Here is a 19,903-nt window from a genome sequence, read left to right on the forward strand (position 1 = left end):
TCCGTCAGGGCGCAATTGCAAAGAGGCTCAATGCAGATGTCTCTCTTATAAATTATGTAAGAGCCCGATTGGCGAATGCCATGGGGGATGATGAAAAAAGCCCCTGTCGCGCTGTTCTACAGCGCCTCTCACCACATATGGTGCACAAAGAACGCTGTAGCACTTTTAATCTACTGCATAATTTTCTCCTTGAATCGATTCCGATTTGAGGAAGCATGCAGCAGGATGCTACGGTCCACACTCAACGCAAAAACCACCGGTTCGGTGCCATCACGTCCGAACCAGTGGATATCATGATAAAATCCATCATGCGCTTTCGCCCATGATGAAGCCTGTTGTCAGGCTGCGTTTGCCAGCAACTCGTCGGCAATGACCGTATCGAGGTTGAGGAAGCAGACCATGGATTTTTCGAGAGCCACAATGCCGCGGCAGAAATCGCGTTGCATTTCCGGGATAATTTCCGGAGCTGGCTGCAAGTCTTCACCGCGAATGGTCATCATGTCGGAGACCTGCTCAACCAGCAGACCAACCAGCTTGCCGCCAATGTCGGTGACGATAATGGCAGAGCGCTCGGACGGCTCAGTCATGCTCATGCCGAGACGGCAGGCCATGTCGATAACCGGAATAACGGCGCCGCGCAGGTTGATCAGACCCAGCACGTAAGGAGGTGTGTGGGGCATCGGCGTCACGGGGGCCCAACCACGAATTTCGCGGATGGCCATGATGTCGATACAAAACTCTTGCTCGCCCAAATGGAACGAGACAATTTCGAGATATGCTCCAGACTGTTTGATGGCATTAGACATGGTTAGAACTCTTCCCACTGATCGGTTGCTGTCGCGGTTGCCGCTGCCTTTGCTTTGGCGGGCGGCGCATTGCTGCTTTTACTAAATGCACCCGCAACCTTGCCTATAAGCTGCCTTGCGGGCGATGGTGTTGGTGTTGATGTCGATTTTACCGGCATCGGTTTGCTGATCGGCTCTCCAGGCTTCGCACCTTGAACCTTGAACTGGCCCACAAGCCGTCCCAGGTTCTCAGCGTCGCTGGCCAGCGTGTGGCTCGCGGCATTGGTTTGTTCGACCATGGCCGCATTTTGTTGCGTCACGTGGTCCATTTGTCCAACCGCAGAGTTTATCTCGCTCAGTCCAATTGATTGTTCGCGCGCGGAAGTTACGATCGACTTAACATGCCCGTTAATTTTGAGAACATCCTCACCTATTTTGTGCAAAGCCTCGCCAGTGGCCGTCACAAGCTCCACGCCTGTGCGTACTTCATCGTTGGATTTGCCCACCAGAGACTTGATGGTTTGGGCGGCAGTGGCCGCGCGGCCAGCCAAAGCGCGCACTTCCTGGGCGACAACGGCAAAGCCTTTGCCAGCCTCACCGGCGCGCGCTGCCTCAACACCGGCGTTCAACGCCAGCAAATTGGTCTGGAAGGCGATTTCCTCAACCACATTAATGATTTTGCCAATTTCGGCGGTGGCGTCTTCAATCCGCTCCATGGCGGCCATGGCATCGGCCACAACGGCCACCGAGCGCTCGGCGAATGAATTGGTGTTGGCAACCATTGTGCCTGCATCTTCAGCGCGCTGGGTGCTGGTGCGCACGGTCTCGGTGATTTCGGCAAGGGCTGCCGATGTTTGTTCCAGCGATGCGGCCTGCTGTTCGGTGCGCTTGGCCAGATCATCGGCGGCAGAGCGCATCTGGTTGGCATTTGCCTGAATGGAGGAGGAATTGACCGAGATTTCTTGCATGACATTGTAAAGGCGTGCAGCGACCTGATTGAAATCGATGCGCAAGCGGTCGATTTCCTGCGGGAATTCCTGATCAATCACGGCGCGCAAATTGCCTTCCGCAAGCTGGTTCAATCCCTTGCCCAGAGCGTCAACAGCCACGTTGAGGCGGTCGCGCTCTTTGGCTGCGGCATTGGCGCGCTCATGCAACTGGCTTTCATTGATTTTGCGGGTTTCTTCAGTTTGCACTTCAAGAGCCAACTTTTCCATGGCTGATTGACGAAAAACCTCGGCTGCGCGGGCAATTTCGCCAATCTCGTCGGAACGGTGCAGGTTTTCGATTTGCGCGTTATAATTTCCGCTGACAATGTCTTGCAGGCTGGTGCGCGCACTGCGGATACCGGACAGAATAAACCGGGTGTTGATGATTTGCAGGGCAAGAACCACCAGAAAGGCGACAATGCCGATGGAAAGCTGCATGACAATCGAGCTTCTGGAGGCCGTGGTTGCCTCGTTCACGCGCTGTTCAACCAGTTTGTTGCCGGTCGAATAGAGTGTTGCCAGCATCTTGCCCAGATTTGCGCCAGCCTGGTCAATCACATCATCAATGCGTGCATAGGCGTCTTCGTCCGCGCCCGATTCCACCAGTGTTTTCAGCTCAAGACCGGTTTCCTGAATGAAGCTTTTGACGTCCGAGTCGTAAGTGCTCACCGCACTTTCAACCCCGAGATCTTTGGCGACTTCTTTGACAATCGCAGCACCGCTCAGAAGCGTTTTGCTGCCTCTATCAAAAATTTCCTGGCGCTCGGGATGAATTTTACGGTCGGCGCGGTCAATAATGGTATCCATGGCCGCCAAGGTTATTTCATCATTGGCGCGCCGCAGGTCATTAATGGTCTCGACCTTACCTTTGATGTCAATGGCGCGGATGAGGGATGCATCCAACTGGCTGCTTTTATAATACCCCACCGCGAGCATGGCGACGATTGCGCATGTGGTTGCCACTCCCAATGTCATCAAGCGTTGACTGATGGAAAGTCCGCGCCCAGAACTTTTGTCGCTCATAAATGTCACCGCCCCGCTGGATAGATCTCTCAAAAATTGCTGCGGACGAGCCGCAATGAAATTTGCGCGCGCCTTGTGTGATATGGCACAGATGTTGCTGCACCATTTCCATAAGTGCAGATTTTACCGACAACAGTTAAGCTTCCGCTAATTTTGCGAAAGATTGTTTTTTATCTTTATATGTATAGTGGTGCGCAATCTTTCAGAGCGGGGCGATAACGTGTTGTTGTGGCCAGTATGATGATAAAAGTTGCAGAGCATTGCCGAGTTGATTTGCATTTGAACAACCAAGCAGCGTATTCAGAATGGCGGCAGGTTTTGAAACAGGGCAGTGCGGTGGAATGAAGAGATTACGGATTGCATTATGGGGACTGGCAGCAGTTTGCGCTGCATTTCTGGGCTATATGACATTTCAGATTTCCGGAGCAAAGCAGCAGCTTGTCGAGAGTGCGTTTGGCGCACCGTTTCAGCTTGTTGACCAGCACGGCAAAGCCATTTCCGAGCAGGCGATGCGCGGCAAGCCGAGTGCGGTGTTTTTTGGCTTCACCCATTGCCCCGAAGTATGCCCCACAACGCTTTTCGAGCTGGATGGCTGGTTGAAAAAAGTGGATCCGAAAGGCGACAAGCTCAACGCATTCTTCGTGACCGTTGATCCTGAGCGCGACACACCGGACATTATGAACCGCTACGTCTCCAACGTGTCAGATCGCATCACCGGCATTGCAGGCGCACCGGACAAGGTGATGGAGATGGTGAAGAGCTTTCGGGTTTATGCCAAGAAAGTACCGGTCGATGACAAAAATCCGAATGGTGATTACACCATGGATCACACGGCGTCGGTTTTTCTGCTCGACAGCGCTGGCCGCTTCAAGGGCACGATTGCCTATGGCGAAAACCCGGATGTTGCGGTCAAAAAGCTGGAAAATTTGGCGAAGGGCTGAATTTCTCCCCTGGTCGGGCTTTTTCTTGCAACCGGCGCTCAGGCATTGTACCGAAAAACATGGCTGTATCCCTGAACCGGACACCGGTTCAGGGATGCAGTCAATATAAGCGCTACAGTGGAACCTTGTGTCTCATGGATCACGTTCCCTGTAGAGAAGAGACCTTCAGCAGGACATGTCCATCGTGAGCGAAATTCGTTTTTTTGTCAGCGCCACCGAACAGCAGACCAATCGTATTCTGGATCTGATGAGCTTTGAATTTGGTGAAGAGGATTTCGCCATCGCCACCACGGAAGTGGATGAGAAAAACGATGTCTGGGAGGCATCCATTTATCTCATGATCGAAGATGAAGGTGATGTGCTGGCGCGCGTGCAGTCGGCGCTTGCTGAAGAGTTTCCGGATCTGCCGGTGCAGCGCGAAGTGATTCCTGATATCGATTGGATTGCCAAATCGCTCGAAGGTTTGACGCCAGTGCGGGCAGGGCGCTTTCTGGTGCATGGTTCGCACGATAGGGACAAGGTGCAGGTCAATGATCTGGCCATCGAGATTGATGCGGGGCAGGCTTTTGGCACCGGCCATCATGGCACCACGGCTGGTTGTCTTGAAATGATCGACAGCGTGGTGCGCTCACGCAAGATCCGCAATGCTCTGGATCTGGGCACCGGCAGCGGCGTGCTGGCCATTGCCGTGCGCAAGCTTTTGCCTGTGCCGGTTCTGGCCACGGATATTGATCCGATCGCAGTGCGCGTTGCTGCTGAAAATGGCGTTCGCAACGGTGTTCCGAATGGAATCGAATTTCGCACCGCGCCCGGATTCCATTCGACAGCCTTTTCTAAATATGGCCCGTTTGATTTGATTATCGCCAATATTCTGGCGCGCCCTTTGATGAAAATGGCACCGCAACTGGTCAATCATCTGGCACCGGGCGGTTCCGTGATTCTCTCTGGCATTTTGGCAGCGCAGCGCTGGAAGGTGATTGCGGCCTATAATGGCGCTGGCCTCAAACATGTCCGCACCATCTGGCGCAATGGCTGGGTAACGATTCACCTGCAATAAGCGGGGCTTTGGCCGTGGGTGCGCCAGCACGGCGGCGCGCCTCTATATTGTTGCAGCAGATTAAAAGTGTTGCAGCGCCGTGCAGAACGCAAAAAAGGCGACATCAATGATGTCGCCTTTTTTCTTCGATCAGGTTTCCCTGATCACCCGCGAGCCTTGGGAGGATAGCTCAAGCAGGTCTCGTATTTTTAAAACTGGAATTGTCGTGCTATCAGATCGCAGCGCGAACGGATGTGTTGCGCACGGTGCCTGGGCGGCCTGCGCCAGCAAGAATATCACGAGACAGCGACGACGCACCGTTCAGCCCAATCTGGCGGCCGTGCGGCATAGCGCGGGTCGGAGAGGTTGTGCGGATCGGGCTGGTCATCGTTTTTCTCTTGATTTCATTTGAAGTGATATGTTGCGGTGCTTCTAACGTGTTGCGCTGCATTATCCTAGAGATTTGATGGAATGGTAGCTATGCGTTTGATGCATACTTAAATGCCAGTTCAGCCTGTTTTTGGTCAAAAATCTGTCACAATCTGTCATGGCGTCTGACGTGAGCCCATATGTTATGCAAAATCCTCAAACGCCGCTTGCAGCCGATGCGCCAATGCCCCAGCCGATGCAGTAATGCCATTGGCGAGCGGATATTTGGCATGATGCGCTATGGTATCTTTCAGTTTATGGGGCGCATGGCGCTGTAATCGATTCCGATTCAAGGAATTATGCAGTAGGCTGTTTTTAGTTTTGATTGTGTCGAGCAGGTCTTATGTTTCAATCTTTTGACGTCACCTCCACCCCTCAATTTGGCAAGGCGCGAGTCGAGGCCTTGCGTGAGCGGTTCGCAGCCCTCGGTATTGACGGGTTTCTTGTACCACGCGCTGACGAATATCAGGGCGAATACGTGCCTGCCTGTGCCGAGCGCATATCGTGGCTGACAGGGTTTACCGGCTCTGCGGGCGAGGTTTTGGTCACCGCGCAGCAGGCGGTGGTTTTTGTGGATGGCCGCTATGTGACGCAGGTGCGCCAACAGGTGGATCTGGAGGTGTTTACGCCGGGCGATCTGATTGATGAACCACCGGCAAAATGGATTCCCGCCCACGCCCCGAAGGGTTTTCGTCTTGGCATTGATCCATGGATGCACACCGTTTCGCAGGTGACACGGCTTGAAAAGGCCGTTGCGTCTATTGGTGGTACATTGGTTATGGTGGCGGAAAACCCGCTGGATGCCGTGTGGACAGACCAGCCAGAGCCGCCTCTGGGAGCCGTCAGTATCCAGCCTCTGTCGGCGGCAGGCGTCGAAGCCTCGGATAAAATTGCAAAAATTGCGCAGGATTTGCGAAACAGCCAACACGATGCCGTGCTGATTACCGATCCATCGTCGGTGGCGTGGATTTTCAATATCCGTGGCGCGGACGTGCCGCATACGCCCCATCCTCTGGCGCGGGCGATCATTTATGCAAACAGTAAGGCCGATCTGTTTCTGGATAAGCGCAAGACCAATCTGGAGGTTTCGGCCTATCTGGCACCTCTGGCCACCCAGCAAGACCCCAAGGACTTCATTGCTATTCTGGGTAACTTTGCCAAGAGCGGGGCGTCGATTGTGATCGACCCGGACTTGGCACCATCCGCGCTTCATCTTCTGGTGTCGAGCCAGGGCGGCAAGGTGGTGGATGGCAGCGACCCCGCCAAGCTGGGCAGGGCTGTCAAAAACATGGTGGAGCTGAACGGCTCGGCGGCTGCCCATCTGCAAGATGGCGTGGCCGTGGTGGAGTTTCTCAGCTGGCTCGATCAGCAGCCAGCGGGCAGCGTGACGGAAATTGGTGCCACCAAGGCGCTGGAAGCGGCGCGCACGCGGGTGGGGGAGCGCATGCAAAATCCCTTGCGCGATATCTCGTTTGATACCATTGCCGGTGCCGGTGAGCATGCCGCTATCATGCATTATCGGGTGACAACCGACACTGATCGGCCGCTCAACGCTGGCGAAATGTTTCTGATTGATTCCGGCGCGCAATATGTCAACGGCACCACGGATATCACCCGCACCGTGGCCGTGGGCGCAATTGGGCCGGAAGAGAAGCGCTTCTTCACGCTTGTTTTGAAGGGCATGATTGCCATTAGCACGGCAAAATTCCCGAAGGGTGCGCGCGGATGCGATCTTGATCCCCTGGCGCGCATTGCCTTGTGGAAGGCCGGTGCCGATTTTGCCCATGGTACGGGGCACGGTGTCGGCTCCTTCCTGTCAGTGCATGAAGGACCGCAGCGGATTTCACGCTTGTCGACACAAGAACTGTTGCCCGGCATGATTCTGTCGAATGAACCCGGTTATTACCGCCCCGGCTTTTTTGGCATCCGCATTGAAAATCTGGTGTATGTGCGTGATCTGGAACCTGTTGAGGGCGGAGATCAGGACATGATGAGTTTTGAAACGCTCACCTTTGTGCCAATTGATCGTCAATTGATTATCGAGTCCTTGCTGACCCGCGAGGAAGTGCGTTGGCTGGATGACTATCACGCCCGCACGCGCGAAGAACTGATGCCGCTGTTGGTTGATGAAGACGCCCGCCAATGGCTGATCAAGGCAACCGAGCCGCTTAACCGCGTGTGAATGGTGTTGCGCAACGTCAGGCCGATGTTGCGCAACGTCAGGCATTGTCTGGCGTTGCGAACTTACACCTTCATCTGCTGCATAATGTGAGCCTTAAATCGATTCCGATTTAAGCAATTATGCCGCCATCAGCGTGGATGCAGGCTACGGTCTTTGCTTTCACGCATGGCTTCATCAAGAGCAATTTCCAGCAGATAGCTCAGCATCTCATAGCGTCCCTGGGTGGATGCTTTGATCAGCATTTGCAGATCCTCGGCGATCTGGTGAATGGGATCAGGTGCATTCTCCTGATCCTTTCCGCCTTGGATAATCGCTAGTTTATGGCTCTGATGATTCATCGTGCACGTCCCTTCCAACAGTCTCAAACAGCAAAGTTCCCGCTATATGATTCTACTTTAGGTTTTTAATATTATGTGTAGCTGATGAACAATGTAACCCTGTAAATGGAGGGTTCCGGCACTTTTATGTGTCAATTGAGTGTTTTGTCTCGCTGTGTTGCAACGATAATGCGTCAAAAAGACACGTAATACGAGAATATCTTCAAGGTTTCTCAGAGCAATGCGGTTTTCGGACCAACGTCTAGAGTCTGTCAGGTTCAGATTGAACCAGACAGACTCTAATATTCTTCATTTTCGTTTGTCTATTCGGGAAAACTGGATTCCAATTTTCCCTGACAAACTCTAAAGAAACAGGTGGCGTAGCAGCACGGCCGTGCCCCAACCACACAACAGCATGGGAATGAACGAGAACCGCAACCCCACCAGAAGTCCAACCACCATGGCGATTTTGACTTCCAGACCGCCTGCATAAAAGGCGGGAGCCACCAAGGTGGTGAGAACAGCGGCAGGCACGGCATTCAGGGCCGCATCAACCCGCGGCGGAATGGATTTAAGGCGGCTGATGATCAGGTGGCCGCCTGCGCGCGTGGCATAGGTGGCAACGGCGGCAGCCAGAATGATCATCATCATATGGGTGTCGATGTTCAACATTATTCGACAATCTCCGCTGCGGTCGGAATGCCTGTGGTCTTTGGAGGTGGCAGCAGGGCGGCGGTGATAATACCTGCCAGTGCGCCGAGGCTGACATGCCACGGGGAGCCGACAATCTGGATGGCAACAATCGAAGCGACAGCGCTAACCGCTACAGTGATGACAAAATTGGGCCTGCGGCGAAAGCCGAGTACGCTGCCCATGAAGTAAACCGGCAGCAACACATCAAGGCCCAGATTTTTAGGATCGCCCACCATGCTGCTGAACACGGCCCCAATGGCGCTGAAAGCGACCCATGGAACGTAGATTGCCAGTGCGAAACCCATATACCAGCCAAATGAAACGGTATTGCCTTTTTCGCTATGCTTGATGGTTTCGGCAAATTGCGGGTCGGTCATAAAGAAGAAGGCGATGGCTTTTTGTGTGCCGCTCAGCGCTTTGAAATAAGGCCCGATCGCTGCCGAATAGAGGATGTGGCGAAAATTGACGGCAAAGACCGACAGCACAATCAACCATGCGGGCACGTTATGACCAAACAGCTCAATGCCCACCAATTGGCTGGCACCTGCGAAAATGGTGGCGCTGGTGAGGGCGGCCTCCAGCACGGTTTGGCCGTTGGCCGCTGCCACCGCGCCAAACAGGGCCGCAAACGGCAAGGATGAAAGTGTCACGGGCAAGCTCTGGCGTGCGCCGCTGAAAAAGTCTGACATGGCGTGGTCCTGAAGTATTTTCGTGGTGGCTTATGACACCTGACGTTGATAGGCAAACCAATTAAGATGATGTTTCGGCTGAATTTCGCTGAACGGCATGCAGCCTTTCAACGTCAGATTATCCGGAGGCTTCACGCAGCGCTTGAACAAAAGGAACGCCGTTTATGACAAAGCCGATGTTTTCCAAAGAGGAACTGGCCACCATGGTTGCCCGTGTTCAGCACCATTTGCTTGCTGAGCATGATGTGCAACTCGGTCGCTTTGAAGCGGAAAGCCTGATTGATTTCATGGCAAGCACCGTTGGGGTGCAATGCTACAATCGCGGTCTGCATGATGCACAGGCGCTGATGGCGGAGCAAATGGAACGTTTTAACGACGGCATCTTCCAGCTTGAACGGGTGATGCCGAAATAGGTGACCCGACGCCCGCGCTTGCCGTTTCAGTTCTTCGAGCGCGGCTTAAACGTATGTTCTGGTCCGGGAAAGTGTCGAGCCTTGACCTCTGCGGCATAGGTTTCCACAGCGGTTGAGATCACGCCTGCCAATTCGGCATAGTGTTTGACAAAGCGCGGCTTGAAGTCGTTGAAAAGCCCCAGCATGTCATCGGAGACGAGGATCTGACCATCGCAGGCTGGCGACGCGCCAATGCCAATGGTGGGAACCGTGAGGCTTTCAGAAATTGCGCGCGCCAAAGGCTCAACCGTGCCTTCAACGACAATGGCAAACGCGCCCGCGTCAGCAATGGCTTTCGCATCTCGGCGGATGGCGTCTGCTTCCGCATCGCTATGACCCTTGGAGCGATAGCCGCCAGAGGTGTTGACCTGCTGCGGCATGAGACCAACATGGCCGAGAACCGGCACACCGCGCTGGCTGAGAAAATGCACGGTTTCTGCCATTTCCACCCCGCCTTCCAGCTTGATGCCATCGCAACCTGTTTCCTTCATCAGGCGGGCAGCATTGCGAAAGGCCTGTTCCTTGGATTCCTGATAGGAGCCAAACGGCATATCAACAATGACGCAGGCGCGGCTGACTCCGCGTAAAACCGCTTGCCCATGGGCAATCATCATCTCCATGGTCACGCCCACGGTGCTGTCCAGACCATACAGCACCATGCCGAGGCTATCGCCCACCAAAAGCAGATCGCAATGGCTATCGAGCAGCCGCGCCATCGGCGTTGTATAGGCGGTCAGAGACACAATCGGCTGCTGACCTTTGAGGGCAGCAACGTCGCTGGGTGTCAGGCGCTTTTGGCGGGTTGGCGTGCTCATGGGGCGTTGTCTTTCTGAAGGTCGTCAAGCGTGGGGATGCGATGGGGTGATGACGCGATTGTCCAGCAGTTTTGTTGTGCCAAGCCGCACATAGAGCAGCACCAGAAACGGTTGATCCAGCCTGTCCAGCTTTTCCAGCGTGTGTGGATGGCGCACCGCCACCACCTCTGCATGAGCCAGAGGCTCGCGACCAATAAAGGCGGTGAGGGCGGCTTCCATTGCGTAAGGGTCGGTTATACCGCTGTGCGCAAGTTTTGCGGCCTCGTTCAACGCTTCGGGTACGATAACAGCGGCGGCGCGCTCAGCGGGGCTGAGATAGACGTTGCGCGATGAGCAGGCCAGCCCATCGGCCTCGCGTACAGTAGCAACCGGAACAATGCGCACATCTTGCGCCAAGTCCTCAACCATGCGGCGGATAATGGCCACTTGCTGATAGTCTTTTTCGCCAAAATAAGCGCTATCCGGCTGCACAATGTTGAAAAGCTTGGTTACCACAGTGGCAACGCCAGCAAAATGGCCGGGGCGTGCCTCGCCTTCCAGTTTGCTGCCCAGCTTTGGCAGGTCCACCACGGTGTCCATGGGCCGAGGATACATATCCTCAACGCCCGGCGCGAACAGATAATCGACGCCAACAGCCTCCAGCATGGCGCTATCGCGGGCCAAATCGCGTGGATAGGCGGCCAGATCTTCGTTTTTGCCAAATTGCAGCGGGTTTACAAAGATGGAAACAACCGTGATTGCATTCTCAGCGCGGGCCTTCGCCACCAGCGTCAGATGGCCTTCGTGCAGATAGCCCATGGTGGGCACAAAGCCGATGGTGCTTCCTTCACGCCGGTGGGGCGCAAGCCTTTGCCGCAGTTCGGCAATGCTGGTGATGGTTTGCATATCGGCTCCTCCGATCCGTCTCACGCGCTGACATAATCGTTGAGGAACCGTAAATCAATGTCCTTGGGGTTGATGCATTTCCTATCAAGCTTTGGGCGAATCTTGGCCGAGAACTGTGCTGCTGGTGATAACGTGCACGCCATGGGATTGCATGTCGGCAATGGCAGCTTCCACCGTTTGTGGATCGATGCCGAGACTGGCATCCTGAATGAACCGCGTCGTGACACCCGGCAGCATCTCCACGGCATCAAGGGCCGAAAACTTAACGCAAAAATCAGTCGCCAAGCCCGCAATATCCAGTTGAGTTACGCCTTTTTCCTGAAGATAGGTGTGAAGGCCGGTGGTGCTGGTTTGGTCATTGTCGCGAAAGGCCGAGTAGCTATCCACGTCAGGATTTTCGCCTTTTTTCTGAATATAATTAATGCGGCTGATGTTGAGGTCGGGGTGAAACTCGGCATCCTGTGTGCCTTGCACACAATGATCCGGCCACATCACTTGCTGCTTGCCGGAAAGCATGCCCATTTCAAAAGGCTGTTTGCCGGGATGCATGGAGGCAAAGCTGCCGTGGTTGGCGGGGTGCCAATCCTGTGAGGCCACAATCAGGTCGTAATGGCCGCTTGCCATCAGCGCATTGACGACTGGCACAATGGTGTCGCCAGCCGGGACGGGCAGGTTTCCGCCAGGGCAAAAGCCGTTTTGAATATCAATCAGCAAGAGGGCTTTCGTCATGCAATCTGTCTCCTTTGTCATGCTCTCAACATGGCAATGAAGACTGATGCGGGCAAGGGCAAAGCGTAAAAACCACCGTTTGGACCTCTTACAAGAACCTTTTTATTTTTATGGAACCTTTGCGCCGCCGCTGCGTTGGCAGAACACTATGCTTTATTTTTGAGGCATGATTTTCAGTCTGCATGACATCTGAAACGGGCTTGCCCTGCTTCGGCGGTTGTGCGGAAAATTTGCGCGTTGCGGTAAAGCTCAAGGGCATTTTTATGGCCGTATGCTTCGCTCGCAGCGCATGTCATGGGATGTTATCAATGGTTCTTATCCTCACAGCGATTGTTTTCGCCGCGATGGGGCTGGTGCTAGGCGGTGGCGGTGTATATCTGCTTTCGTTGGGCGGCAGTCCATTTTTTCTGGTTGCGGGTCTGGTCTTTTTGCTCACGGCGCTGCTTTTGGTGATGCGCAAGGCAAGCGCGCTCACCGTGTATGGCCTTTTTATTCTCGGTTGCCTTGGCTGGGCTATCTGGGAAGTCGGGTTTGATTGGTGGCAGTTGGCATCGCGCGGCGGCCTTGTGATCGTTCTTGGCTTCTTGCTGCTTTTGCCCGCCGTGCGCCGCAAGCTTGGGCCATTGCATCGCCGCGAAGGCGGCATTGCGGCCAGCATGTGGCCGGTGGCGCTGCCAGTTCTGGTGTCGCTTTGCGTGGCTGGCTATTCCATGACCCACGACCCTTACGGAAAATCCGGCACGCTGCCGATGGAGGTAACCGACGCCAACCCCGCCTATGGCAGCACAATCAAGGATGGCGAGTGGCACCAATATGGCCGCACACCCTTTGGTCAGCGCTATTCGCCGCTCACCCAGATTACCCCTGATAATGTCAAAACCCTCAAAACCGCTTGGACCTTTGAGACTGGCGATGTGAAACAACCGGGTGACGTGGGCGAAACCACTTATCAGGTAACGCCCCTTAAGGTTGGCGATACGCTTTATCTCTGCACCCCGCACAATTGGGCCATTGCCATTGATGCTGCAACCGGCAAGCAAAAATGGAAATATGACCCCAATGTGGGTCTCAACCCCGATCGCCAACACCAGACCTGCCGCGGCGTGACCTATTATGCCGACGCACAGGCAACAGCCGGTGCACCCTGCGCCACCCGTGTTTATCTGCCCACATCAGACGCACGCCTGATTGCGCTGGATGCGGCAAGCGGCAAGGTGTGCGAGAGCTTTGCCGACAAGGGCACGCTGCACCTTGAGCAGGGCATGAAATACAATCCGGCTGGCTATTATTATTCCACCTCGCCGCCGGTGATTGCGGCTGGCAAGATCATCATTGGCGGTGCCGTCAATGATAACTATTCCACCATGGAGCAATCCGGCGTAATCCGCGCCTTTGATGTGCACACCGGTGCCCTGATCTGGAACTGGGATAGTGGCAACCCAACAGAAACCACACCAATCCCTGCGGGTCAGACCTATACGGTCAATTCACCCAATAGCTGGTCGGTATTTTCAGCAGATGAACAGCTCGGTCTTGTGTATTTGCCGATGGGCAATCAGGTGCCCGACCAATTGGGCATGAACCGCAGCGCCAATGTGGAGAAATACTCGTCTTCTGTTGTGGCTTTGGATATCAACACCGGGCAGGTGCGCTGGGTAAAGCAATTTGTGCACCATGACCTGTGGGACATGGATGTGCCTGCCCAGCCCGTGCTGCTGGATTTGAAGCGTGACGGCGCAACCATTCCAGCGCTGGTGGCTCCGACAAAGCAGGGCGATATCTATGTGCTGGACCGTCGCACCGGCCAGCCGATTATTCCGGTGAAAGAACTGCCGGCGCCGGGCGGCACCATTCCTGAAGATCATGCCTCGCCAACCCAGCCGATTTCGGAGCTGACCTTCCGCCCGGAAAAGCTGCAAGAGCGCAACATGTGGGGCATCACCCTGCTGGATCAGCTGGCCTGCCGCATCCGGTTTCATGAGTTGCGCTATGACGGCCAATATACGCCGCCATCCTTGCAAGGCTCTATCATCTATCCCGGCAATTTCGGCACCTTCAATTGGGGCTCTGTTGCGGTCGATCCAGAGCGCGGCCTGATGTTCGGTATGCCGACCTATCTGGCGTTTACCTCGCAACTGGTGCCGCGCGATCAGGTGCCACCGAAAAAGCAGGATGAAAAGGGATCGGAACAGGGCCTGAACCGCAATGACGGCGCACCCTATGCCGTGAAAATGGGTCCGTTCCTGTCGCCCCTTGGCATCCCATGCCAGGCTCCACCATGGGGCACTGTTGCGGGCGTCGATCTCAACACTGGCAAGATCGCCTATCAGCATCGCAACGGCACGGTCCGGGATATGACCCCGCTGCCACTGCCTTTTGCTGTGGGTGTGCCGGGCATTGGTGGTCCGATGATTACCAAATCCGGCGTGGTTTTCCTCGGTGCTGCCGTTGATAACTACGTTAGGGCCTATGATCTCGCCACCGGCAAAGTGCTCTGGAAAGGCCGTCTGCCAGCGGGCGGACAGGCAACGCCTATGAGCTACGAGCTGAACGGTAAGCAATATGTGGTGCAGGTCGCCGGTGGCCATGGCTCGATTGGCACCAAGCCGGGCGATTATGTTATTGCCTATACGCTGCCATAGTAAAATATCGACAAGATATTGAAATCAAATGAGAACCCTCGAGGATAGACCTCGGGGGTTCTTTTTTTGATACAGGTCGATAAAATCCAACATCAGTGAAGCAACCAAACCTTAACCATGATGGGGTTAAAACGAATCACTCACGTAAAGGATGGTTCGAATGCCCAACACTGCCGCCCAACTTCAGCCCACCCCATCATCGCTCGCGTTTTTTCCGCTCGCAAGCCGTCGTGATCTGGTGCGCAGCGCAGCAGTAACCCTCGACCGCCTGCACGGCGATAACGCCACCGTCTTCTGGCGCACCACCTGCCGCCAGCTCGGAGCCGAACTGCTCGACCTCGGCTGCCCCGAAGAAGACATGCGCGCTGAAATCATGGAATTTCAAGACGCCGTGCAAATGGAACTGATGTGGTTGCATCAGGGGGATGAAGCCAAGGCGTGAGGTTGGTGCTGTGATGAAGGCTTAAGATAACGCCTGCCACGGGTTGATCAGGATAACGCCGGTTCCCTCGAAATCTGCAGAATTTCTGGTGACCACAGTCATGCCGTGAACAAGGGCCGTCGCCGCGATTAGCGCATCACTCTCATTGCGGCGGTCTGGGACGTGAAGATGGGCGCAACGCGTTGCCACATCATCGTCGATGACAAGAATGCGTCCCGAGAATTCTGGTCGAACGCGGCCATCCATCCAGTCGCGCAGGCGAGACGCCTGAACTTTATCGCGACGCTGGAGGCTCAAGATGCCACGCTCCAACTCAAGAATTGTAATCGCAGAAATGAACAGCTGGTCCGGGTTCTGGGCAGCAACCCAAGCCGTGACGTTCCTGTCCGCTTTACCGTCTCCGGCTTTGCGCAGTTCGGAGACGACATTGGTATCCAGCAGATAGTTCAAGATAAATCAACCTCACGGACCGAAATCACGGCGCGTGGTGGATCGAACTCAATCGACGACAGGCCGGGCATCGATAGTGCATCGACAAGATTGCGACGCTTGCCGCTCAACCGCTCGAACTCTTCATACGTCATCAACACATGCGAAGGCCGACCACGATCGGTAATGATGACGGGGCCAGTCTCGGCAGCGCGTTTTGCACGGCTGACATCTTGATTAAGTTCTCGGCTTGTGAAGTGGGGCATAGCTATCAATCTTAATGTAGTTATGTGCCTACATATAATCTATTTGAGCTTATTCGGCAAGCTGGAACGCTCAAGCCCGCTCCACAAACCCATCCAGCACCCGCTTTTGCCCGGCTCTGTCAAAATCGATGGTCAGCTTATTCCCCTCAACGCTGGCCACATTGCCATTGCCGAATTTGATGTGGAACACACGGTCGCCCACCGCAAATTTTGATGGCTCAGAGGCTGTGGATTTGGCCACCAGATGGCCGTCGATGGTTTTGCCGCGGGGGCCGCTTTCGCCGTAGCCGATGCGCTCGACCGAGTGGCCGGAGCGGCTGCCCCAGTTTTCGCGGGTGGCGTCGGTTTTGTTGGCCTGGGCGCGTTTCCAGCCGGGGGTGGAGTAGGAGCTTTGGAAAGGCTCCTGCTTGTCAAAGCGCGATTGGCCGTAGCCGCCGCCGCGGCCATAGCCGCCGTAACTGGTCTCGGCTTCCGCTACCTCCACATGGGCGGGTGGCAGTTCATCCAAAAAGCGCGATGGCATGGTGGATTGCCAAAGCCCATGAATGCGGCGGTTGGAGACAAACCACAGATGGCAGCGGCGCTTGGCGCGGGTGATCCCGACATAGGCAAGGCGACGTTCTTCTTCCAAGCCAGCACGGCCGCTTTCATCCAGCGCGCGCTGGTGCGGAAACAGGCCTTCTTCCCAACCGGGCAGAAACACGGTTTCAAACTCCAGCCCCTTGGCCGAATGCAGCGTCATGATCGAGATGGCGTCCATATTCTCGTTTTGCTCGGCATCCATCACCAAGGAGACGTGCTCGAGAAAGCCGCGCATACTGTCAAAACCTTCCATCGAGCGGATCAGTTCTTTCAGGTTCTCAAGCCTGCCCGGAGCTTCCGCCGATTTGTCGTTCTGCCACATGGCGGTGTAGCCGCTCTCATCGAGGATTTTTTCGGCCAATTCCGTGTGTGGGGTGGTGTCGAGCATATCCTGCCAGCGGGTGAAATCCGCCACCACATCCAAAAGCGATTTGCGCGCCTTGGGTTTTAGCTCATCGGTCAGCACAATGTCGCTTGCCGCCTGCAACATCGGAATATCGCGGGCGCGGGCATAGTCATGCAAGTTGCGAATGGTGGTGTCGCCAAGGCCGCGCTTGGGCGTGTTGACGATACGCTCAAAGGCCAAATCATCGGCAGGCTGGCAGACCAGTCGGAAATAGGCCATGGCATCGCGGATTTCGAGCCGCTCATAAAAGCGCGGGCCGCCAATGACCCGATAGTTCAGGCCCAGTGTGACAAACCGATCTTCAAACTCGCGCATCTGAAAGGATGCGCGCACCAGAATGGCCATGTCATTCAAAAGATGCTGATTGCGTTGCAGCTGCTCGATTTCCTCGCCAACGGCGCGGGCCTCTTCTTCCGAATCCCAGGCGGCGTGCACCACCACTTTTTCATCATTCGGGTCGACGCGATCGGTAAACAGCGTTTTGCCAAGACGGCCTTCATTATGGGCAATCAAATGGCCCGCCGCACCAAGGATATGCTCGGTTGATCGATAATTGCGCTCGAGCTTGATGACTTTTGCGCCCGGAAAATCCTTCTCAAACCGCAGGATGTTATCAACTTCAGCGCCGCGCCAGCCATAGATCGACTGGTCATCATCGCCAACGCAGCAGATATTAATCTGCTGCGATTTGTTTTCGTTCACGCTGTCGCCGCTTTGCGGCTCGCTCCACGGGGGCGCACCATCAGGTGCGACGGCCGCTTGGCCTTGCCGCCCGTTGGGCGGATTGGTGCCCCGCTTTGACGCAGAGGGCCTTTGTGCCAGCAAACGCAGCCACATATATTGTGCGGTGTTGGTGTCCTGATACTCATCCACCAGAATATAGCGAAAGCGCTGGTGATAATCGCGCAGCACATCGGGATTGGCCCGGAACATGCGGATGGGGTGCAACAAAAGATCGCCAAAATCGCAGGCGTTCAGGCTTTTCAGCCGGTTTTGATAGGCGGCGTAAAGCTCGCGGCCACGGCCATTGGCAAAGGCGCGGGCATCGCCTTCCGGAATTTGCGATGGGTCCAGCCCCTTGTTTTTCCAGCCATCAATCATGGCGGCAAATTGTTTGGCAGGCCAGCGCTTGTCGTCCAGCCCTTCGGCTTGAATGATCTGTTTGATCAGCCGCACCACGTCATCGGTATCGAGAATGGTGAAATCGGATGACAGCCCCACAAGCTCGGCGTGGCGGCGCAAAAGCTTCACCCCAATGGAGTGGAAGGTGCCAAGCCATGGCATGCCCTCAACGGCACCGCCAACAAGAACGCCAATGCGTTCCTTCATTTCGCGGGCGGCTTTGTTGGTAAAGGTCACCGCCAGAATCTGGCTGGGAAAGGCGCGGCCTGTGGCCAGCACATGGGCAATGCGGGTGGTGAGCACGCGGGTCTTTCCGGTTCCGGCACCGGCCAGCACCAGGACCGGTCCGTCCAGCGTTTCCACCGCTTCGCGCTGCTCGGGGTTTAACCCTGAGAGATAATCGGGCGTGCGGGCCTGATCGCGCGCAGCAATGGCGCGGGCGGCAATACCCAAACTCCCGCCAGACGGATTAGCGCCCGAATGTGCGCCCGTCTCGCTGTCAAAGACAGACGGGCGGGCAGGGGAAGGCGCACCCATATCAGCGTCTCTGGGGGTGGTGCCAGACGCGGGTTTTCTAGGCGTGGGTTCTTCATCGAAGAAGGGAAAATCATCAAAACCGGTGCTCATGCCCCTCAATGTAGTGATTCTACCCCGAAAGGCTAGTCAGATGTTCCGGTTTTATTCCCGTTTTTGACAGAAGTTGTGTGTTCTTGGCTGCATAAGGCGTATTTTTCGCCACCAGTGCCTGATTGAAGAGGGGGCGAGAACAAGAGATTGCTTATTCACACATGCGGTCAGATGTTGTCTTCACAGATTTGTTACTGGGGCGCGCAAGTATTAAACTGTCACAAAACCTTTGTGAAAGAGGCGTAGGTCGATCCCGGACAATAAAACTTGTGACGACAACAGGGATTGCTTCAATGACTTTGATCAGAAAAATCACCATGGGTGCTACAGTTGCAGCACTGAGCCTGACATTTGCCAGCGCAACATTTGCGGCTGACATTGCAGGCGCTGGCTCCAGCTTTATCTACCCTGTTTTCGCCAAGTGGGGTGAGGCCTACAAAGCGAAAACCGGTATCAACCTGAACTATCAGTCGATTGGTTCCGGCGGCGGCATCAAGCAGGTTGAAGCCAAGACTGTTACCTTTGGCGCAACTGACAAGCCTTTGAGCGATGAAGAGCTTGAAAAGAACGGCCTGACCCAGTTTCCGATGATCATGGGCGGCATTGTGCCTATGTATAACGTGGAAGGTGTCAAGCCCGGCGAACTGGTGCTGGATGGCAAGACGCTTGAAGAAATCTACATGGGCAAGATCACCAAGTGGAATGATCCTGCCATTGCAGCCCTCAACAAGGGTACAAAGCTTCCCGATCAGGCCATTGTTGTTGTTCACCGCGCGGACGGCTCCGGCACCACCTTTAACTTCACTGACTACCTCAGCAAGATCTCGCCGGAATGGAAGAGCAAGATCGGCTCCGACACCGCTGTTGAATGGCCGGTTGGCGTGGGTGCCAAGGGCTCTGAAGGCGTTGCCAACACCGTGAAGCAGACCGCTGGTGCCATCGGCTACAATGAATATGCCTATGTGATCCAGAACCACCTCGGCTATGCCAAGATGGTCAATGCGGCTGGCAAGACAGTTGAGCCATCGCTGGACAGCTTTGCTTCTGCTGCTGCAAACGCCGATTGGGCAAAGGCCAAGAACTTCCACGTTGTGATCACCAATCAGCCTGGCGACAAGAGCTGGCCAATTGCTGCTTCCACATGGGTTCTGATCCACAAGACCCCTGTTGATAAGGCTGCAACCGAAGCTGCCTTGAAGTTCTTCGCCTGGGCTTACAAGGACGGCACCTCAGAAGCCAAGTCTTTGCAATATGTTGCTATTCCAAAGTCGGTTGTAACCCTGATTGAAAAGTCCTGGGAAGAAAACATCAAGGCTGACGGCAAGCCTGTCTTTAAGGCCATGTAATCTTTTGGCCTCCTGTTGAACGTATTGTGGCAGCGGGTGTGTATGCGCCCGCTGCTTCTTGCTTGAATATTCTCTG

The 19,903-nt window shown here is 55.1% G+C and carries 19 protein-coding genes; 7 read left to right on the plus strand and 12 right to left on the minus strand.

Going from position 1 to position 19,903, the window contains the following annotated elements:
- Nucleotides 1-338: 338 nt before the first annotated feature.
- Nucleotides 339-806 carry a chemotaxis protein CheW gene (locus E6C51_RS02125; RefSeq protein WP_146933780.1) on the minus strand — a complete coding sequence of 156 codons (468 nt, stop codon included), beginning with the start codon at nt 804-806 and terminating at the stop codon, nt 339-341.
- A 2-nt stretch (nt 807-808) separates the two neighbouring features.
- Nucleotides 809-2,797: a methyl-accepting chemotaxis protein gene (locus E6C51_RS02130; protein ID WP_190234870.1), complete on the minus strand. Its 1,989-nt coding sequence runs from the start codon at nt 2,795-2,797 to the stop codon at nt 809-811.
- 341 nt (nt 2,798-3,138) lie between these two features.
- On the opposite strand from E6C51_RS02130, the gene E6C51_RS02135 reads away from it, so the two are divergent.
- Both E6C51_RS02135 and E6C51_RS02140 read left to right on the plus strand, forming a co-directional pair.
- The gene (locus E6C51_RS02135; RefSeq protein WP_146933784.1) at nt 3,139-3,738 is read left to right on the plus strand and encodes an SCO family protein; all 600 of its coding nucleotides are present in this window, start codon (nt 3,139-3,141) and stop codon (nt 3,736-3,738) included.
- A 184-nt stretch (nt 3,739-3,922) separates the two neighbouring features.
- The gene (locus E6C51_RS02140; RefSeq protein ID WP_146933786.1) at nt 3,923-4,795 is read left to right on the plus strand and encodes a 50S ribosomal protein L11 methyltransferase; all 873 of its coding nucleotides are present in this window, start codon (nt 3,923-3,925) and stop codon (nt 4,793-4,795) included.
- Nucleotides 4,796-5,006: 211 nt separating this feature from the next.
- On the opposite strand, the gene E6C51_RS02145 is transcribed toward E6C51_RS02140, so the two are convergent.
- On the minus strand, nt 5,007-5,162 hold the full coding sequence (locus tag E6C51_RS02145) for a hypothetical protein (protein ID WP_186827737.1): 156 nt from the start codon (nt 5,160-5,162) through the stop codon (nt 5,007-5,009).
- 384 nt (nt 5,163-5,546) lie between these two features.
- Between E6C51_RS02145 and E6C51_RS02150 the strand changes: the two genes are divergently transcribed.
- The gene (locus E6C51_RS02150) at nt 5,547-7,385 is read left to right on the plus strand and encodes an aminopeptidase P family protein (protein ID WP_190234871.1); all 1,839 of its coding nucleotides are present in this window, start codon (nt 5,547-5,549) and stop codon (nt 7,383-7,385) included.
- A gap of 128 nt (nt 7,386-7,513) precedes the next feature.
- Here the strand turns inward: E6C51_RS02150 and E6C51_RS02155 are convergent, their stop codons facing one another.
- The 3 genes from E6C51_RS02155 to E6C51_RS02165 all read right to left on the minus strand — a co-directional run bounded on the left by E6C51_RS02155 (nt 7,514) and on the right by E6C51_RS02165 (nt 9,084).
- Nucleotides 7,514-7,723 carry a hypothetical protein gene (locus tag E6C51_RS02155; RefSeq protein ID WP_146933791.1) on the minus strand — a complete coding sequence of 70 codons (210 nt, stop codon included), beginning with the start codon at nt 7,721-7,723 and terminating at the stop codon, nt 7,514-7,516.
- Between the two features lie 342 nt (nt 7,724-8,065).
- Nucleotides 8,066-8,371, minus strand: coding sequence for an AzlD family protein (locus tag E6C51_RS02160; RefSeq protein WP_190235081.1), 306 nt, complete (start codon nt 8,369-8,371; stop codon nt 8,066-8,068).
- A gap of 2 nt (nt 8,372-8,373) precedes the next feature.
- On the minus strand, nt 8,374-9,084 hold the full coding sequence (locus E6C51_RS02165) for an AzlC family ABC transporter permease (RefSeq protein WP_190234872.1): 711 nt from the start codon (nt 9,082-9,084) through the stop codon (nt 8,374-8,376).
- Between the two features lie 164 nt (nt 9,085-9,248).
- Between E6C51_RS02165 and E6C51_RS02170 the strand changes: the two genes are divergently transcribed.
- Nucleotides 9,249-9,497, plus strand: coding sequence for a DUF2164 domain-containing protein (locus tag E6C51_RS02170; protein ID WP_190234873.1), 249 nt, complete (start codon nt 9,249-9,251; stop codon nt 9,495-9,497).
- A 26-nt stretch (nt 9,498-9,523) separates the two neighbouring features.
- On the opposite strand, the gene panB is transcribed toward E6C51_RS02170, so the two are convergent.
- The 3 genes from panB to pncA all read right to left on the minus strand — a co-directional run bounded on the left by panB (nt 9,524) and on the right by pncA (nt 11,965).
- Nucleotides 9,524-10,351, minus strand: coding sequence for a 3-methyl-2-oxobutanoate hydroxymethyltransferase (gene panB, locus E6C51_RS02175; RefSeq protein ID WP_190234874.1), 828 nt, complete (start codon nt 10,349-10,351; stop codon nt 9,524-9,526).
- 24 nt (nt 10,352-10,375) lie between these two features.
- Nucleotides 10,376-11,236: a pantoate--beta-alanine ligase gene (panC, locus tag E6C51_RS02180; RefSeq protein ID WP_190234875.1), complete on the minus strand. Its 861-nt coding sequence runs from the start codon at nt 11,234-11,236 to the stop codon at nt 10,376-10,378.
- A gap of 84 nt (nt 11,237-11,320) precedes the next feature.
- A complete protein-coding gene (gene pncA / locus E6C51_RS02185; RefSeq protein ID WP_190234876.1) occupies nt 11,321-11,965 on the minus strand; it encodes a bifunctional nicotinamidase/pyrazinamidase in 645 nt (214 codons plus the stop codon).
- Nucleotides 11,966-12,273: 308 nt separating this feature from the next.
- Here pncA and E6C51_RS02190 point away from each other — a divergent pair, with 308 nt between their 5' ends.
- Nucleotides 12,274-14,607: a glucose/quinate/shikimate family membrane-bound PQQ-dependent dehydrogenase gene (locus E6C51_RS02190; protein ID WP_190234877.1), complete on the plus strand. Its 2,334-nt coding sequence runs from the start codon at nt 12,274-12,276 to the stop codon at nt 14,605-14,607.
- 160 nt (nt 14,608-14,767) lie between these two features.
- A complete protein-coding gene (locus E6C51_RS02195) occupies nt 14,768-15,049 on the plus strand; it encodes a DUF6074 family protein (protein WP_230987019.1) in 282 nt (93 codons plus the stop codon).
- Nucleotides 15,050-15,070: 21 nt separating this feature from the next.
- Here the strand turns inward: E6C51_RS02195 and E6C51_RS02200 are convergent, their stop codons facing one another.
- From E6C51_RS02200 to E6C51_RS02210, 3 genes are all read right to left on the minus strand, one after another.
- Nucleotides 15,071-15,499, minus strand: a complete 429-nt coding sequence (locus E6C51_RS02200; RefSeq protein ID WP_190234878.1) for a type II toxin-antitoxin system VapC family toxin — start codon at nt 15,497-15,499, stop codon at nt 15,071-15,073.
- A complete protein-coding gene (locus E6C51_RS02205; RefSeq protein WP_190234879.1) occupies nt 15,496-15,744 on the minus strand; it encodes a type II toxin-antitoxin system Phd/YefM family antitoxin in 249 nt (82 codons plus the stop codon). Before E6C51_RS02205 ends, E6C51_RS02200 begins: the two co-directional genes overlap by 4 nt.
- Before the next feature lie 70 nt (nt 15,745-15,814).
- On the minus strand, nt 15,815-18,481 hold the full coding sequence (locus E6C51_RS02210; protein ID WP_190234880.1) for an ATP-dependent helicase: 2,667 nt from the start codon (nt 18,479-18,481) through the stop codon (nt 15,815-15,817).
- Nucleotides 18,482-18,774: 293 nt separating this feature from the next.
- Here E6C51_RS02210 and pstS point away from each other — a divergent pair, with 293 nt between their 5' ends.
- Nucleotides 18,775-19,827, plus strand: coding sequence for a phosphate ABC transporter substrate-binding protein PstS (pstS, locus tag E6C51_RS02215; RefSeq protein ID WP_190234881.1), 1,053 nt, complete (start codon nt 18,775-18,777; stop codon nt 19,825-19,827).
- Nucleotides 19,828-19,903: the final 76 nt, after the last annotated feature.

Source organism: Gillisella terrae, from assembly GCF_004801395.1.
Classification (GTDB): domain Bacteria; phylum Pseudomonadota; class Alphaproteobacteria; order Rhizobiales; family Rhizobiaceae; genus Allorhizobium; species Allorhizobium terrae.

Coding starts and splice junctions, on each gene's coding strand:
- E6C51_RS02205 (WP_190234879.1), bottom strand. CDS start 15,744: ATGCCCCACTTCACAAGCCGAGAACTTAATCAAGATGTCAGCCGTGCA.
- pncA (WP_190234876.1), bottom strand. CDS start 11,965: ATGACGAAAGCCCTCTTGCTGATTGATATTCAAAACGGCTTTTGCCCT.
- E6C51_RS02125 (WP_146933780.1), bottom strand. CDS start 806: ATGTCTAATGCCATCAAACAGTCTGGAGCATATCTCGAAATTGTCTCG.
- panC (WP_190234875.1), bottom strand. CDS start 11,236: ATGCAAACCATCACCAGCATTGCCGAACTGCGGCAAAGGCTTGCGCCC.
- panB (WP_190234874.1), bottom strand. CDS start 10,351: ATGAGCACGCCAACCCGCCAAAAGCGCCTGACACCCAGCGACGTTGCT.
- E6C51_RS02170 (WP_190234873.1), top strand. CDS start 9,249: ATGACAAAGCCGATGTTTTCCAAAGAGGAACTGGCCACCATGGTTGCC.
- E6C51_RS02195 (WP_230987019.1), top strand. CDS start 14,768: ATGCCCAACACTGCCGCCCAACTTCAGCCCACCCCATCATCGCTCGCG.
- E6C51_RS02130 (WP_190234870.1), bottom strand. CDS start 2,797: ATGAGCGACAAAAGTTCTGGGCGCGGACTTTCCATCAGTCAACGCTTG.
- E6C51_RS02165 (WP_190234872.1), bottom strand. CDS start 9,084: ATGTCAGACTTTTTCAGCGGCGCACGCCAGAGCTTGCCCGTGACACTT.
- E6C51_RS02155 (WP_146933791.1), bottom strand. CDS start 7,723: ATGAATCATCAGAGCCATAAACTAGCGATTATCCAAGGCGGAAAGGAT.
- E6C51_RS02145 (WP_186827737.1), bottom strand. CDS start 5,162: ATGACCAGCCCGATCCGCACAACCTCTCCGACCCGCGCTATGCCGCAC.
- E6C51_RS02135 (WP_146933784.1), top strand. CDS start 3,139: ATGAAGAGATTACGGATTGCATTATGGGGACTGGCAGCAGTTTGCGCT.
- pstS (WP_190234881.1), top strand. CDS start 18,775: ATGACTTTGATCAGAAAAATCACCATGGGTGCTACAGTTGCAGCACTG.
- E6C51_RS02190 (WP_190234877.1), top strand. CDS start 12,274: ATGGTTCTTATCCTCACAGCGATTGTTTTCGCCGCGATGGGGCTGGTG.
- E6C51_RS02150 (WP_190234871.1), top strand. CDS start 5,547: ATGTTTCAATCTTTTGACGTCACCTCCACCCCTCAATTTGGCAAGGCG.
- E6C51_RS02210 (WP_190234880.1), bottom strand. CDS start 18,481: ATGAGCACCGGTTTTGATGATTTTCCCTTCTTCGATGAAGAACCCACG.